Below are 16,113 nucleotides of genomic sequence, written 5' to 3' on the forward strand. Positions count from 1 at the left end.
GCGCGACCATGCTAACCGTCCGGCCCCGGCCGACATTCACGCCGTACGGGTGCGCGGCGCACGGAATGGCATCGCGACGGGCGGCCGGCGCGCGGCGAAGTGGATCGGGTCACCCGCGGTTATCCCGCCGTTCACGCGGATCCCGGGTCGCCGACGGCCGTTCACCGACCGGCGGCCAACCCCTCCAGCAGCGAAGTGCGTTCGGCGGCGGGCCGTTTGGGGCAGCTCGTGCACATCTGGGCGCCGGGGACCTCGTAGACCAGACAGCAGGACACGCGCCGGACGAAGGTGCGCCCGCCGACCTCGACGAAACGGGGAGCCGGGAGTTTGCCGCCGACCTCGTCGGCGAGCGCGCCGCCCGCATACGGATCACCGGCATCCAATGCCCGGTTGCCGATGGCGTCGGCGACGACCGCCCACAGTGCCGCCGGACTCGCGCCCGACACCCGCGCCACCGCGGGGAGCACCGCGGCCAGTGTCTCGCGCAGCGCCTCGGCGGGCTCCGCGGACGGCGCATCGGCCGGGCGGGCGAGGACGCGGACCCGGTCGACGCCGCCGTCGGGACGCACCTCGCACTCGAGCCGATCCAGCGTCGCCGCGGGCGCGGGCGTGCCCGCGGCGTAGGCGCGGACGACCGGTTCGATCAGCGCCGACGACGCCATGCACCACCACAGCGTGCCCGCGATACGCGGCGTCGTCGTCCCCCATGAGCGGCCCATCTCCGCCATACGGTCGCGCAGCCACCCGGCCCGCGTGAGCGTGACCCCCGGTACGGAATTCACCGCGCGAGGGGACTGCGTACCCATGTCTGTTCCACTCCGATCCAATCCGTGACCACACCGAACGTCCCCAGTACCCATAATGTCGCGACGACCAGTACCGCGGTCGCCACCGCCGCGACGACGCGCGCGACCGGTCCCCGGGCCGAGTACCAGGCCATGAGATGCCGGTAACGATCCCGCAACCATCTCAGGGCGCGGTGCGCCCAGGCGAATTCGGTGGCGAGGATGCCGAGACCGGCGAATACGATCGCCCAGCCAGGTCCGGGATAGGGAATCGCGAGTACTCCCAGAACCAGTACCGCGACCCCGGCGACCGCGACCCCGATCCGGTAGGCGAGGTTCAGCGTAGGCCGTGCCGCGATCGCCGCACGGAAGGCGCGCCGGCCCGTCGGCTCGGAACCGGATTCCAGCTCGGTACTCACTCGGCCAGCCTACGGACGAACGTGCCCGCCCTCCGGCGCACGCGACCGGGGGGCGGGCTCGGCCTGTCCATCAGACCAGTTCGGGCGCCGAGGCGCGCACCGGCTCGTCATCGATGTGGGCCAGCCCGTCCACCGTGACCTCGATGACGCGGGCACTGGCGATATCGAAGAACAGCCCCGAAACCGTGACACCCCGTTCGGCCGCGGCGGCGCGCACCGCGGGATGCCGGTGCAAGGTCTCCAACTGGAGGGCGACGTTCACCATGCTCAGCTGGTCGACCTCACAGAATCCGGCGGCCTCGGCGGCCACCGCGACCGGATGGCCTTCCCGGAACCGTTCCAGGCTCGGCGCGGCGTTGGCCAGCCAGGCGGTGATCCCCGGATCGGCGTCGGCCCCGGAATGCAGGGCTGCCATGGCGCCGCACGAGGAGTGACCGCACACCACGATCGAGCGCACGTTCAGTTCCTGGAGCGCGAACCGCAGCGCCGCCTCGACCGAGGCGTCGCCCTCGGCGGGGACGAGATTGCCGACATTGCGCACGGTGAACAGGTCGCCGGGACCGCTGTTGGTGATGACGTTCGGCACCACTCGGGAATCGGCGCAGGTGAGGAAGAACGAATCAGGATCCTGCCGGTCACGCAGTTCGTCGAGGTGCGGGCGCACGACGTGGGCGTGGCTGCGGTGGTAGGCCGCGACACCGGCCGCGAGCGGGTCGGGATGGCGATCCTCGCGCCGCCACGGCCCCAGGATCTCGTCGAACACCGCGCGCCCGAAACCGCGTGAGGGCGGCCCGGCGACCGCGTCGGCCATGCGAACGCTGCCGATCTCCACGAATTCCACGCTGCCGCCGTTGCCCTCCTGGTGGCGCACCCATTCCTCGATGGCCTCGAAGGCGGCGTGGTCGAGGAAGTCGACGGTCATCTCGACGGTGACGTCGGCGTCCGCGGGCACCCTGGCGAATTCGGCCGACAGTTTCGGCAGCGCCAAGAAGGTGCACGACCCGTCGATGGTGACCAGCCAGCGCTGTGAGCCCGGAATCTGCTTGGCCACGATGGCAACCCGGACCACCCGCCACAGCAGCAGACCGAAGGCGAGCACCAGACCGATGACGACACCCTCGAGCAGGTTGAGGAACACCACGCCGAGCACGGTCACCGCGTAGACCAGCAGATCGCCGGTGCGCCGGGCCATCTTGATGTGGGCCAGTTTCACCAACTGGATACCGATGACGATGAGCAGACCGGCCAGCGCCGCCTTCGGAATCCGTTCCACGACGCCGACCAGCGCCACCGAGAACAGCAGCACCCACACGCCGTGCATGATCGCCGAGGCGCGGCTGCGCGCACCGGCGGTGACATTGGTGGCGCTTCGCACGATCACACCGGTCACCGGCAGACCGCCGACCAGGCCGGACAGCACATTCGCCGAACCCTGACCGATGAGTTCGCGGTCGAAGTTGGTGCGTGGGCCGCTGTGCATCTTGTCGACCGCGACCGCCGAGAGCAGACTCTCCACGCTGGCGATGAGCGCGATGGTCAGCACCATGACCGCCACCGCCGACCAGCCGCCGTCGGGAATCTCCGGCAACGCGAGCGCGTCGAACAGCGATCCGCTCAGCACCAGCCGTTCCGCGCCGGTGGGCAGCACCATCGCCAGCACGGTCGCCACCACGACCGCGACCAGCGGACCCGGCACGACCTTGACCTTGGCCGGTACATGCCGCCAGCCCAGCATGATGGCGATGACCACCGCGCCGACGAAGGCGTCGCCGCCGTGCAGCGACATCAGCTGCGACGGCAGTTCGGTGAGGTTGTTCCACGCCGAACTGCGCGAGGAGCCGCCGAGCAGCACGTGGATCTGCTGCAACGCGATGGTGATGCCGATACCGGCGAGCATGGCGTGCACCACCACCGGCGCCACCGCCAGCGCCGCGCGCGCGATTCGACTGAGGCCGAACAAGATTTGCAGCACACCCGCCGCGACGACGATGAAACAGGTTACGCGCCAGCCGAATTGGTTGATGGATTCGGCGACGACCACGGTCAGGCCGGCGGCGGGACCGCTGACCTGCAAGGTCGAACCACCGAGGGTGCCCGCGACGATTCCGCCGATGACGGCGGCGATCAGGCCCGCGGCGACGGGCGCGCCGGAGGCGAGCGCGATGCCGAGAGACAACGGCAGCGCGACCAGGAACACCACGATCGAGGCGGGCAGATCGTGACGCAGCACGGATGTCAGGCGATCGGATCGCGCACCGGGGGCACGGTGGGCGGACGCTGACGGCGGCGGGGCGAGATCGTTCTCGACAGCCATGATTACTCCTTCGCCGACTCGGCGACGCTGTTCGGAAGCCGAGGCCTCCCGACAGCACGGCACCGAGGTCGGTTGACGATCAACATGTCCAGCAGGGCAATGGACCGCGAACCGGCATATCGCGGTGAAGCAGGTCCCGACACAGCAACGGGTCGAGATGTAAACGCGAACAAGAGTATGGGTAAAGACTTAGCAAAGCCTGAGAAATGCTCCGGGAATGCCCAGCGGCATGGGTCGAAATAATTGTGGTTCAGCACACAGTCGACCGGAATAATGGCGGCGATCCGGCGACCTCGGACCGCATGGCCGACGCGGCGCTCACACCGGTTCGGCCGCCACACGACTGCCCGCATCGTCGAACTCCGCGATCCCGTCGACGGTCACCTCGATGACCCGTGCCGTGGCCAGGTCGAAGAACAGGCCCGAGACGACGACGCCGCGCTCCTCGACCCCGCGGCGCACCGCCGGATAGGCCAGCAGCCGCTCCAACTGCACCGCGACATTCACCATGCCCAACTGGTCCACTTCACCGAATCCGGCCAGCGCCGCCGCGGTGGCCACCGGATGGCCGAGCCGCAGCCGTCGCAGACTCGGGCGCGCATGCGCCAGCCAGTCGCCGAGACCCGGTCCGGCCTCGACCTCCCGGTGCAGCGCCTCCATCGCACCGCAGCCGGAGTGGCCGCAGACGACGACGGCCCGCACGTCGAGTTTCTCCAGTGCGTAGATCAGCGCCGCCTCCACCGACACGTCACCGCCGCCCACAGGCACCAGATTGCCGACATTACGCACGGTGAAAAGGTCGCCGGGGCCGCTGTCGGTGATGAGATTCGGCACGATGCGGGCATCGGCGCAGGTCAGGAAGAAGGAATCGGCCTCGCGGCGATCGCGCAACCCGTCCAGATGTGGCCGCATGAGGTGGGCGTGACCGCGGTGGTAGGCCGCGACACCCGCCGCGATCGGATCTTCCCGGTTGCCGCGCCGCCGCCGCGGACCGATCACTCGCTCAAGCACTTGGCGGGCGTGTCCGCGTTGCGGCGGACCATCCACCGCGGTCGCCATCCGCGCGGTGCCGATCTCCACGAATTCCACCGTGCCGCCGTTCGATTCGCGCCGACGCGCCCATTCGGTGATCAGGTCGTAGGAGGCGTGATCGAGGAAGTCGACCGTCATCTGCACGGTGACCGGCATCGCCGGGGGCACTTGGGCCAGTTCGGCGGTCAGTCTCGGCAGCGCGAGGAATGTGCAGGTGCCGTCGATGGTGACCGTCCAGCGCCCGTCCACGGTCGGCCCGGCGCTTATCGTCACCTTCACCACCCGCCACAGCAGCACCGCGAATGCGAGGACGAGCCCGATCACCATGCCCAGCAACAGATTCCAGAACACCACACCGAAGACCGTCGCCACGTACACGTACAGGTCGCCCGTGCGGCGGGCCAGCCGGATATGGGCCAGTTTCACCAATTGGACGCCGATGAGGATGAGCAACCCGGCCAGCGCCGCCTTCGGCACCTGCTGCACCACACCGGCCAGCGCGATGGCGAACATCAGTATCCATACGCCGTGCGTGACGGTCGCGGCCCGGCCGCGCGCGCCCGCGTGGGCATTGGTGATGCTGCGCACGATGACCGCGGCGATCGGCAGGCCGCCGAGCAGGCCGGAGGTGACATTGGCCGCGCCCTGGCCGACGAGTTCACGGTCGAGATTCGTCGGCGTGGCCGGACGCAGTTTGTCCACCGCCACCGCCGAGAGCAGCGTCTCCACGCTGGCGATGAGCGCCACCGTCACCATCGTCACGCCCACCGCGAACCAGCCGCCGTGCGGAATCCGCGGCAGTCCGATCGAGTCGACCAGCGAGCCGTCGAGGACCAGCCGCTCGACATGGGTCGGCAACATCAACGACAGCACCGTCGCCACCACCACCGCGGCCAGCGGCCCCGGGACAACCCGCACCGCACGCGGTGCGTACTTCCATCCGATGAGGATCGCGATGACCACCGAACCGATGCACAGATCGCCGCGGTGCACCGACATCAGCTGATGCGGCAACTGGGTCAGGCTCTCGTAGGACGAACTCAGCGAATTCCCACCGAGCAGCACATGCACTTGTTGCAGCGCGATGACGACACCGATACCCGCGAGCATCCCGTGCACCACGACCGGCGCGATGGCGAGTGTCGCGCGCGCGATCCTGCTGAGCCCGAACAGGATCTGTAGAATCCCCGCCCCTACCGTGATGAAACACGTGACAGCCCAACCGAAATGGTGCACCGATTCGGCAACCACCACCGTCAGACTCGCTGTCGGCCCGCTCACCTGCACCGCGGAGCCGCCCATCAGTCCCGCCACCACCCCACCCACCGCCGCCGCGATCAATCCGGCCGCCACGGGCGCCCCGGAGGCGACCGCGACACCGACGGAAAGAGGAAGTGCGACAAGGAAAACCACGACCGAGGCGGGTAGGTCATGACGGAGCGCGGCGCGCAGGTACGAGGTTCGTTTTGCGAAATCGGTGTCGGTGGACATATCTCTCCTTCGCCGTCCCCGAAGGTCCGGTTCATCGGTCAACATGTACTGGCATCGAAGGCGAGCGAAACTCGAACCCCTCCGCATTGGAGATAGTAAAGACTTCGCAAAGCATACGGAAAGATTCAGAGCCGTTCCGTCATAACTCTATCAAAATGTGACACACATCACAGTTTAGTTAGATTATGTACTAGCGGCGGTGGCGTCCGGCCCGCGCTTTGGCCTCACGCAGGGCGGTGAGCAGTCCGCGACGGCGAGGCGAGTCGACCGCCTCGCCCGGCCCGTGCACGGCGGTTCGGAGGAATTTTCGCTCCGAAGCCGTCTCGGGCGCGTCGTCGGCGGTGGCGCGCAGGAGCTGATCCGGCAGCGCCAGTTTGTTGATCGTGCGCAGCGTCAACAGATACTGACGCGCCAACGGCCCCGTCGTATAGGGCAGGTCGTATTTCTCGCACAGTTCGCGCACCCGCACCGCGATCTCGGGATAGCGGTTGCTCGGCAGGTCGGGGAACAGATGGTGTTCGATCTGGTGACACAGATGGCCGCTGAGGAAACCGAGTACCGGTCCGGCGTCGAAGTTGGCGGTGCCGAGGAGCTGGCGGAGATACCACTCCGGCTTGGTCTCGTCCTCGATCACGGCGGGGGTGAACTTCTCCGCGCCGTCGGGGAAGTGGCCGCAGAAGATCACCAGATAGGCCCACAGATTTCGCAGGGCGTTGGCGCTCAGCGCCGCGATGAGCGTGCGCCGCCACCGGCGCCCGCTCAGCAGCGGGAACAGGACGTAGTCCTTGCCGAGCTGACGGGCGATCTTGGCGGCCATCGCGCGGGTGTGCACGCGCGCCTCGGACGTGGTCCTGGCGCGGTCGCGTTCGGCGTACAGGCTGTGCACGGCGATGCCCCACTCGAAAGTCGCCGCGAGGAACAGGTTTTGCAGCGGTTGGAGCAGCAGAGCCGGGTACCACAGCTGGTCGCGGGTGACGCGCATGATGCCGAAGCCGACATCGTCGTCCATGCCGACGATATTGGTGAACACGTGATGTCGGTAGTTGTGGGCGAAGCGCCACTGCGAGGACACCCCCATCATGTCCCATTCCCATGCGCTGGAATGGATTTCGGGGTCGTTCATCCAATCCCATTGGCCGTGGCCGACATTGTGGCCGATCTCCATGTTCTCGACACACTTGGCCGTCGCCAGCCCCGCCACTCCGAGCAGCCATCCCGATCGCGACCTGCTACAGGCCACGACCAACCGCGAGCCCAGATCCAGCACCCGCTGGAACACGATCGTCCTGCGGATATAGTTCGCGTCCTCGGCGCCGAGACTCTCCCGGACCCGGGCTTCGATCGCGTCGAGTTCGCGCCCGAAAGCGGCGATATCGTCCGCACTGAGATGTGCGTAGGCGGGCACGTCGGTTATCGCCATCGGCGGTGTCCTCGAATCTGTGGGGTGGATCGTGAAGTGACACCACCGGCGAAGGTACCGGTCGTGGCTGAGGGTGACGGTGGCCTGCGCGGTCCGCCGAAAGGCCGGACCGCGGCGATATTTCCGACCGCGATCGCGCGGATCGGGCAGGGGTTCGACTGACGGTTGCGGACCGGGCAACCCGGACGAAAGCGAGTCTACAGCGTAGTACGACGGTGTAGACGGATCATTCGGCCGCCGCGACCCGCGCGGGTCCGATTCGGCCCCGATCGCGCGCGGGCACCGTGTGCCGCAATCCGGTGAGCAGGGTCGAGGCCGCGTAGGTCTACAACGTTGACACAACAGAATCGGCGGTGTCTACTGGACTCGGTCTCGACGGTGATATCCGTCGACTACGCGACGCGAACTTGTGAACGCGATTGCGCGACCGAGCTCCGCGGACAGACGGGAGCGACAGTGTCGCGTGAACGAGGAGTCGCTATCAACCGCGCTCTTCCGTATCCACCGCGCACCCTCGAACCCCCTCTCGGTACCAGACCGATGACGCTTGGTGCGTGCGCCGAGCCGCGCCGAGCCGCGCCGCAGGCGAGCGCACCACGAACGAACACAACAGGAGTCCCACGATGAACGAAACACCCAAGCTGTTCAGCCATGAAATCGAACAAGTCGCGACCTATCCGATCGCGCGGCCCGACGCCGACCACCGCCCCGTGTTCCGCAGCCCCGGACGACCCGAGCGCACGAAGCGAACCGACGTCGAGTGAACGAAACCGGGCACGCGCCCGTGAATTCCCGCTTCGAATCCGACGACATCGTGCCCACCCGGCCGAATCGTCGAGCGAGGAAGAACTCGGCGGCGGCGACCCGATAGGCGCTCGGTTATCGAACGGCCATCTTCGGCGGCGCGCCGAGTGGCAGGCTCACGACAACCGCCACCGTCGGCGGGATCGCGGTTCGTCGGCCGCCTTGTGTCCGGCACACCACTGCTGCGGTGCGACGACGGCGCGAACGGCGGCGACGTGGGCGCCGCAGCCTGCCCAGGTGGTCTTGCCGCAGGTGCGGCACGGCACGGGGTAGCACATCAGCGATCCTCGGAGGTCGTGAAGGACGGCGGTCCCTGGTAGGGCCGTTGCAGAGCGGCGAATTCGGGTGCGGACGCCAAGGCGACCAACGCACGCAGCAGGTCGACTCCTCGACGCGGGGCGGGCGGCGCGGTGAACACGGGACCCGAGAATCCGTGCCCGTCGATGGCGATGATGGGACTGCCGCCGCGTCCGCCGAGCGCATCCTGGCTCGCCTGATGGGCGGTGGCGACCGCCGAGTCGTATCCGGAATCCTCGAGCGCGGCCAGGAGAGCGGGATCGAATCCGGCCGCGGTCAGCGCCGCCGCCGCTACCGCGTCGTCCTCGGTATTCGGTTCGCGGGGATGCAACCGCGTACCCAGCGCCAGATACAGCGGCACGAACGCGGCGTCGCCGTGGCGCTTCTCGGCGGCGGCGAACATCCGTCCGAACCTGCGTGAGCGGGTGATCATCGGTTCGTGATCGGCGTCGACGGTGTGTCCGTCGTTGAGGACCGCCAGACTCATCGACTTCACGGTGAGAGTGTGCTCGGGGGCGGCGGTGTCCAGCAGCCAGCGCGCGGTCACCCACGCGAACGGACATACCGGGTCCACATACAGATCGATCTCGGCCATCGCTGTTTCTCCTTCGTCACGTCCTCTTCGCCGAACGGTTGCGAGCCGGCGAGCCATCACGCTCAATATACCCCGTGGGGTATCATCGAATCCGAATACCCCTGGGGGTATAAATGGACGGACGGACGACCACGGATACGGAGGTAAGCGCGGTGACCGAAACGATGACCGAACGAACAGGCGCGGAACGCGCGGGGCGCGGCGGACCACTGTCGCGACTCGGCGCGACGATGGCCGGGCACAGCCGCTGGGTGTTCGGCGTGTGGTTGATCGCGCTGATCGCGCTCGGGGCGGCCGCACCGAGCGTGTTCAGCTCGTTGGCGGGCGCGGGGTGGCAGGCCAACGGATCGGAATCGGTACGGGTGCGTGAGCTGGCACAGCAGCACTTCGGCGGGAACTCCTCGGCCGCGGTGCAAGTCGTGGTGCACTCCGAGAACGGCACCGTCGACAGTCCGGCGGTGCAGCGGGTGCTGGCCGATGTGACGGCCGAGTTCGCCGGGGACAACCGTTTCGCCGGCGTGATACCACCGCAGCCGGGCATGACGATCAGCCCGGACGGGCACACCGGCATTCTCATCGCGGGCGCGAACGCCTCCACCGACGATATGGTCCGCGCGGTCGATGACCACAAGCAGGCTTTGACGGCATTGTCGGGCGACGGGGTGGAGGTCTATCCGACCGGCGCGTCCGCGCTGTGGAGCGATTTCAACAAGGCCAACCACGACGCGATGATCAAGGCCGAATTGTTCTCGTGGCCGGTGACTCTGGCGATCATGGTGCTGGCGTTCGGGTCGCTGGTGGCGGCGGGGTTGCCGCTGCTGCTGACCGTCGCGGGCCTGGTGGCCTCGGCCGGTGGGCTGGTGCTGTTGAACCAGATCACGCCGATCTCGGTGTGGGCGATGAATTTCGCGATGATGTTCGCCCTAGCCCTCGGCATCGACTACGCGCTGTTCATCGTCGCTCGTTTCCGCGACGCGCTGACCAAGACCGGCGACGCGCGCGCGGCGGTGGCCGAGACCATGGACACCGCGGGCAAGGCCGTCGTGCTGTCGGGACTCACGGTGCTGGTGAGTCTCTCGGCGGTGCTGCTGGTGCCTGCGCCTGCGGTGCGGACCATGGCCGTGGGCATCATGCTGGCGGTGATCTTCGTCCTCGCCGCGACGCTCACGCTGTTGCCCGCGGCATTGGGAGCGCTCGGCGGCAGGATCAACGCCGCGGCACTCCCCTACGCCAAGCGCCAGCAGCATCGCTCGCCGCGGTTCGCGCGGTGGGGAGAACTGCTGCACGCGCATCCGTGGCCGTTCGCGATCGCCGGACTCGCGGTGCTGATCGGACTTTCGATCCCGGTGCTTGGCCTGAAGGTCGCGATGCCCTCCATCCAGGTCGTACCCTCCGACGCACCGGTGCGACAGGGCTATGAGCTGGTACAGCAGCAGTTGGGTCCGGGCGCGCCGGGGGCGTTGCAGATCATCGTGCCATCGGCCGAAGCCGCCGACACCGCGCGCGTCGCCGCGGGCAGCGATGGCATCGCGATGGTCACCCCGGTCCAGTCCGCCACCGACGGCTCGGGCTTGGCGATGATGCAGGCATTGCCGAAGGTCGACCCGTCCGACGAGCAGATGACCCAGATCCTCGACGGTTTGCGCGACCGCCTGCCCGCCCAGGCACTTGTGGGCGGCGCCCCCGCGGAGAATCTGGATCTGCAAGGCGCACTCGACCACTATCTGCCGATCATCGTCGCGGTGATTCTCACACTGGGCTTCGTTCTGCTTCTGATCGCGCTGCGCGCCCCGCTCATCGCCGCGATCGGCACCCTGGTCAGCCTGCTCTCGACCGCGGCGGCCTTCGGCGTCGCCAAGCTGATCTTCCAGGACGGCCACGGCGCGGGGCTGCTCGGCTTCACCTCGCAGGGCTTCCTGGACGGCTGGGGGCCGGTGTTCTTCTTCGCGATGATCTTCGCCATCGCCATGGACTACACCGTGTTCCTGCTCGCCACCGCCAAGGAACACTACGAGCGCTCCGGCGAGCCCGAGGTGGCCCACGTCGAGGGTCTGGCGCATTCCGGTCGGGTGATCTTCGCCGCCGCGGCGGTGATGGTCGCGGTGTTCTTCACCTTCGCCCTGGCCCAGCCGCTGCCGCCGAAGGAGATGGGCATCATCCTCGGCGTCGCCGTACTGCTGGACGCCATCGTCGTGCGCTTGGTGCTCTTGCCGGTGATGCTCCGGCTGACCGGACGCGGCGCCTGGTGGTCGCCCCGGTGGATGGACAAAGTGCTGCCGACCATCAATTTCGCCCATCAGTGACACCGCACGAAGCCCTACCCATATACCCCGGCGGGTATTATCGAGGAGAGATAGTAGAGAAGGAGAACACAATGATCGGTGACGAGAACAGCATCGCCCCGGTACTCAACCGGTTGCGCCGTGCCCACGGCCAGCTGGCCGGCGTGATCGCCATGATCGAGGCGGGACGCGACTGCAAGGACGTCGTCACCCAGCTCGCGGCGGTGTCACGCGCTCTGGACCGAGCCGGATTCAAGATCGTCGCCACCGGTCTACGCGAATGCCTCGACCGAAAGGACGACGACACCAACCCGATGACCGTCGACGAACTGGAAAAACTGTTCCTGACACTGGCCTGACCCGGCAGCATGCTCGGGCGCGGTCACCTCGCGCAAAGGATTGACCAGATATGCGGATTTCGCCGCGAACACGCGAATGGACCATCGAACGCATCGTTCCACTGCTGGCGGGTGCGCTCACGCTGGCGGGAACCGCTCTGGCGGCGATGCTCTCCCCTTGGTGGCTGCTGCTGTCCGCCCTGGTCGGTGCCAACCTGCTGCTCTACAGCGCGGTCGGCTGGTGCCCGGCGACCCTGCTCATGGCTCGCCTCGGCGTCCCCGCCCGCCCCGCCCCATGCCGCGCCATCGCGAGCCTGACCCACACCACCGAACACACGACAGGAGACCCGCCGTCATGAGCGAGACCATCGAACTCGGACTGTCCACCACTCTCACCGGCGATTTCGACGACGCCGTCGAACGCACGCGCCAGGCACTGGCCGCACAGGGCTTCGGCGTGCTCACCGAGATCGACATGCGCGCGACGCTCGCGGCCAAACTCGGCCACGAAATGGAGGATTACCGCATCCTCGGAGCCTGCAACCCGCCCTTGGCGCACCGCGCGGTCGAGGTGAACCGGCAGATCGGATTGCTGCTGCCCTGCAACGTCGTCGTCCGCCGATCCCGCGACACCGACGAGATCATCGTCGAAGCGATGAATCCGCGCCTGATGGTGCAGGTGACCGCCGAACCCGCCCTGGAACCCATCGCCGCCGAAGCCGCCGAAAAACTCCAAGCCGCCATCGATTCGCTGCACCGGTAGACGACTCGCGATCGACCGGGCTCCGATTGCGTCCGCACAGCGCTGCCGGACTATCGGTGCTCGGGGTGGCGCTGGTAGACGTCGGGTATGCCGTCGTGGTCCTCGTCGCGGGTTTCCTCTTCGGCGATGCGCCGGTAGCTCTGGTTGCGCAGCCGCAGCACCACGGTGGCCAGTAGCGCGGCGGCGAGCGTGCCGACGAGGACTCCGATGCGGACACGGTCCACCCGCGTCGGGTCATCGGCGAAGGCGAGCTCCCCGATCAGCAGTGACACGGTGAATCCGATCCCGCCCAGTAGCGCCACCGCACCGACGTCGACCCAGCGCAGGTCGTCATCGAGTTCGGCACGGGTGAGTTTCGCCGTCAGGTACGTGGTGGTCAGGATTCCGAGCGTCTTCCCGGCGACGAGCCCGACGGCGATGCCGAGCGTGACGCGGTCGGCGAGGGAGTCGGTCAGTCCGCTCAGCCCGCCGATGGTCACCCCGGCCGCGAGGAAGGCGAATACCGGTACCGCGAAGCCTGCCGAGATCGGACGTAGAAAGTGTTCGAACCGCTCGGTCGCGCCCCTGGACGCCGCGTCGGAGTCGCGCGAATCGTGCAGCACGGGGACGGTGAAGCCCAGCAATATGCCGGCGACGGTGGCATGCACACCGGACCGGTGGACCAGCCACCACGTCAGCAGCGCCAGCGGAAGCAGGAGCCATACGGAGGAGATCCTGCGTTGCACCGCCACGGCGAACAGGACCAGGGGGATGGCCGCGAGTCCGAGGTAGGGCAGATGCAGTTCCTCGGTGTAGAAGATCGCGATCACCGATACCGCGAGCAGGTCGTCGACGACGGCCAGAGTCAGCAGGAAAGTGCGTAGCGCGGTCGGCAGATGTGAGCTGAGAACAGCCAGGACGGCCAGCGCGAAAGCGATATCGGTGGCGGTCGGAATCGCCCAGCCGTGAACCGCGTCACCATTGCCCGAATTGAAGGCGACGAAGATCAGGGCCGGACCGGCCATTCCTCCGATCGCGGCCACTACGGGCAATGCCGCACGGCGGATATCCCGCAGGTCGCCGGCGACGAACTCGCGTTTGAGTTCGAGACCGACGACGAAGAAGAACACCGCCAGCAAACCATCGGCCGCCCACGCTTCCAAAGCGAGATGCAGGTGCAGACTCTCGGGGCCTATTTCGAAATTCCGTATCGTCTCGTAGGCTTCCGACCAGGGGGTATTTGCCCAGACAAGACCGATGACCGCAGCCGCGATCAGCAGCGCGCCACCGGCGGTCTCGGTCCGCAGCACCGCCGTGATACGCCGCGCCTCGGCCCAGGAACCACGTGAGAGCACACGTAGCCGGGGCTTGGGGCTATTCATTTCGAAGTTCGCCTTTCATCGATATGCCCGCTACCCGCCCAATTCCGGCAGCATCGGCTCGCATGTCATGCCGGGATTCCCGATATCGGAGGCCGGGACTCGGCACGTGTCGAGGAAGTCGGCCGCACGGGTGGCCCGCATGGGCAACCGTGACAGTCGACGCCGATAGGGCAGCGCGGCCACGAACCGCGCGAAATGTGCTGGCTGTGCGTATCGGCAAGATGTGCGCCCATCACCGGTCCCGCCCGTACCCGTGTTCGGGCCGGGTTTGCCGACCAGACTTCCCGGCGCTCCGACTGTAAAGATGCCGTATAAATGGGGCCGGGCGCAAACCGGCTGCGGGACCGCGCCGAGCCGCCGCCCCGGATCATCACGGATATGAACCCCCGCCCGCGGCGCCTACAGACGCGGCGCGCCCGCTACGGTCGACAGCCGCTGTTTCGACACCCCCGCAATCACAGGAACGGGTGTAGCTGCCCAACCGCCTCGACGGGATGCTGAGCGGCGATGGCCACACCGATCGGATCGAAATGCCATGTTGCCGCCGCCCGCGACACTTTGCCCATAACCAGGCCGGTATGCGATGCGACGGCACTGAGTTCGTAGTGGGCGATTTCCGCGCCGGTGACAGTCTCGACGACGCGACAGAACGCGTTGTCGATCTGGTCGAAGGTGTGACCGGTGTAGGAGGTGACCAGGAAGACGACGGTGGTGATCTCCTCCGGCACCCGAGTCAGATCGACACTGACCACCTCGTTCTCGCCTTTGCCCTCTCCGGTGGTGCTGTCGCCGAGGTGTCGCACCGAGCCGTCTCGCGAGCTGAGCTGCTCGTGGAAGACGACATCGGCGATCTGGTCCCCGGCGAACAACAATGCCGCGACGTTCAAATCGATGTCTTCGGCACGCGGGCCGATTCGTCGTCGACGGACGGGGTCCCATCCCAGCGCTACACGAAGATGATCCAGGCGCATGGTGTACGGGTCGCTCGATGTCATCGATCCAGCCTTTCACAATTCGGTGCCGAGCCGATGCGAAGCCACACTCGCAGGACAGGTCCGTGGCGCGAGAACGATGGCGGCCGGTGTGGGTCGACCCATCAGGTGCAACGGATCGACGACTTCGAACGCGTCTGTCGAGATCGGTTGTCCGTATGAGCCTTTCGGCTTCTCGCGATTGCGTACGATATCCGCGTGCGGTCGCCTCACCGCGGCACGGAATTCGCTCGAGATGAGGGTGCGGTGTCAGAAGTCGTCCTGGTTCACGGTATCGCTCAGGAGAACCGCGACGCGCACACGCTCGAAACCAGGTGGACGCCGGCCCTCGCGGGCGGAGTGCGCTCGGCGGGTGATATCGCGCTGGCGCAGAGGCTGTGGTCCGAACAGCGGGGCGCCGGGGATGTCGCCGCCCGTATGGCGTTCTACGGTGGAATCTTTCGAACTCCGGGCGCCCAGGGCGGCGGTGCGGGCGATGAGTTGACCGCCGCACAGATGGAACTGGCTGTCGAACTGGGAATCGCGTGGCTCGAGGCCGCCTCACACCGCGCACCGGACGATGTCGATCGCGCTCACGCCGCACTCGCGGTCAATGCCCTCACCGGCGGTAAGGGCGGCGCACAGGGACCGTTCGGCGTGATCGGCCGGCGGATAATCAACAGTCTGGCCGAATTGCAGTGGTTCGCGGTGAACGGCTTCGCCTTCGCCTCGAATTTCGTGTGGCGAGCCTTGTCCCAGGTGACCCGCTATCTCACCGAGGACGACGTTCGCGCGTTCGCCCAGCAGCAGGTGCTCGATCTCATAGGACCCGAAACACGTCTGGTCATAGCGCATTCGCTGGGCAGCGTGGTGGCCTACGAAGCCCTCCACCGTGTCCGCGGCCCGGTCCACCTGGTAACCATCGGCTCGCCACTCGCCCTCGAAACGATCATCTATCCGCGTCTTCGGCCCCAGCCGCCGCACGTGCCGCGGTGCGTGGAGAGCTGGACCAATATCGCCGACGAGGACGATCTGGTCGCCGCGCGATTGGACCTGGCCGGCTACTTCGAACCCGCTCCCGGGCGCACCGTAGCCCCTGTCACGCCCGACGACGAGACCGACAACGGGTTCCGCCCGCACGATGCCCGCCGTTACCTGCGACGCACGGTCACCGGCGCCGCGGTCATCACGGCGCTGACCACACCACCGGCTCCCCTGTGACCATCTCGCGCACTGCCCGG

At 67.4% G+C, this 16,113-nt stretch carries 15 protein-coding genes; 6 read left to right on the forward strand and 9 right to left on the reverse strand.

Features of this window, described 5'->3' with window-relative positions; genetic code table 11:
• Window positions 1-161 precede the first annotated feature (161 nt).
• The 5 genes from APZ21_RS15725 to APZ21_RS15745 form a co-directional block, all read right to left on the reverse strand.
• The gene (locus tag APZ21_RS15725; protein ID WP_054814062.1) at window positions 162-806 is read right to left on the reverse strand and encodes a (2Fe-2S)-binding protein; all 645 of its coding nucleotides are present in this window, start codon (window positions 804-806) and stop codon (window positions 162-164) included.
• Window positions 779-1,204 carry a TIGR02611 family protein gene (locus tag APZ21_RS15730; RefSeq protein ID WP_054814063.1) on the reverse strand — a complete coding sequence of 142 codons (426 nt, stop codon included), beginning with the start codon at window positions 1,202-1,204 and terminating at the stop codon, window positions 779-781. Before APZ21_RS15730 ends, APZ21_RS15725 begins: the two co-directional genes overlap by 28 nt.
• Window positions 1,205-1,274: 70 nt before the next feature.
• A complete protein-coding gene (locus tag APZ21_RS15735) occupies window positions 1,275-3,518 on the reverse strand; it encodes a SulP family inorganic anion transporter (RefSeq protein ID WP_054814064.1) in 2,244 nt (747 codons plus the stop codon).
• A 318-nt stretch (window positions 3,519-3,836) separates the two neighbouring features.
• On the reverse strand, window positions 3,837-6,041 hold the full coding sequence (locus APZ21_RS15740; RefSeq protein WP_054814065.1) for a SulP family inorganic anion transporter: 2,205 nt from the start codon (window positions 6,039-6,041) through the stop codon (window positions 3,837-3,839).
• A 190-nt stretch (window positions 6,042-6,231) separates the two neighbouring features.
• The gene (locus APZ21_RS15745; protein WP_054814066.1) at window positions 6,232-7,461 is read right to left on the reverse strand and encodes a fatty acid desaturase family protein; all 1,230 of its coding nucleotides are present in this window, start codon (window positions 7,459-7,461) and stop codon (window positions 6,232-6,234) included.
• 623 nt (window positions 7,462-8,084) lie between these two features.
• Here APZ21_RS15745 and APZ21_RS15750 point away from each other — a divergent pair.
• Window positions 8,085-8,225: a hypothetical protein gene (locus APZ21_RS15750; protein WP_156371102.1), complete on the forward strand. Its 141-nt coding sequence runs from the start codon at window positions 8,085-8,087 to the stop codon at window positions 8,223-8,225.
• A gap of 156 nt (window positions 8,226-8,381) precedes the next feature.
• Here APZ21_RS15750 and APZ21_RS35105 read toward each other — a convergent pair whose 3' ends face one another.
• Window positions 8,382-8,543, reverse strand: coding sequence for a hypothetical protein (locus APZ21_RS35105; RefSeq protein ID WP_169812057.1), 162 nt, complete (start codon window positions 8,541-8,543; stop codon window positions 8,382-8,384).
• Window positions 8,543-9,157, reverse strand: coding sequence for a mycothiol-dependent nitroreductase Rv2466c family protein (locus APZ21_RS15755; RefSeq protein ID WP_054814068.1), 615 nt, complete (start codon window positions 9,155-9,157; stop codon window positions 8,543-8,545). The genes APZ21_RS35105 and APZ21_RS15755 overlap by 1 nt, the downstream gene beginning before the upstream one ends.
• A 164-nt stretch (window positions 9,158-9,321) precedes the next feature.
• Here APZ21_RS15755 and APZ21_RS15760 point away from each other — a divergent pair, with 164 nt between their 5' ends.
• From APZ21_RS15760 to APZ21_RS15775, 4 genes are all read left to right on the forward strand, one after another.
• Window positions 9,322-11,460 carry an MMPL family transporter gene (locus tag APZ21_RS15760; protein WP_156371103.1) on the forward strand — a complete coding sequence of 713 codons (2,139 nt, stop codon included), beginning with the start codon at window positions 9,322-9,324 and terminating at the stop codon, window positions 11,458-11,460.
• Between the two features lie 71 nt (window positions 11,461-11,531).
• A complete protein-coding gene (locus tag APZ21_RS15765) occupies window positions 11,532-11,798 on the forward strand; it encodes a metal-sensitive transcriptional regulator (protein ID WP_054814070.1) in 267 nt (88 codons plus the stop codon).
• Between the two features lie 50 nt (window positions 11,799-11,848).
• Complete coding sequence (locus tag APZ21_RS15770; protein ID WP_054814071.1) at window positions 11,849-12,136, forward strand: YgaP family membrane protein; 288 nt, start codon at window positions 11,849-11,851, stop codon at window positions 12,134-12,136.
• On the forward strand, window positions 12,133-12,540 hold the full coding sequence (locus tag APZ21_RS15775; protein WP_054814072.1) for a DUF302 domain-containing protein: 408 nt from the start codon (window positions 12,133-12,135) through the stop codon (window positions 12,538-12,540). The genes APZ21_RS15770 and APZ21_RS15775 overlap by 4 nt, the downstream gene beginning before the upstream one ends.
• A gap of 50 nt (window positions 12,541-12,590) precedes the next feature.
• Here the strand turns inward: APZ21_RS15775 and nhaA are convergent, their stop codons facing one another.
• Entirely contained in the window at window positions 12,591-13,901 is a 1,311-nt protein-coding gene (gene nhaA / locus APZ21_RS15780) for a Na+/H+ antiporter NhaA (protein WP_054814073.1), read from the reverse strand.
• A 455-nt stretch (window positions 13,902-14,356) separates the two neighbouring features.
• Window positions 14,357-14,896 (reverse strand): TerD family protein, encoded by a 540-nt coding sequence (locus tag APZ21_RS15785; RefSeq protein ID WP_054814074.1) that lies wholly within the window; start codon window positions 14,894-14,896, stop codon window positions 14,357-14,359.
• Window positions 14,897-15,139: 243 nt separating this feature from the next.
• Here APZ21_RS15785 and APZ21_RS15795 point away from each other — a divergent pair, with 243 nt between their 5' ends.
• On the forward strand, window positions 15,140-16,093 hold the full coding sequence (locus APZ21_RS15795) for a hypothetical protein (protein ID WP_054814076.1): 954 nt from the start codon (window positions 15,140-15,142) through the stop codon (window positions 16,091-16,093).
• Window positions 16,094-16,113: the final 20 nt, after the last annotated feature.

This window comes from Nocardia arizonensis (assembly GCF_001310275.1).
GTDB classification, from domain to species: Bacteria; Actinomycetota; Actinomycetes; order Mycobacteriales; family Mycobacteriaceae; genus Nocardia; species Nocardia arizonensis.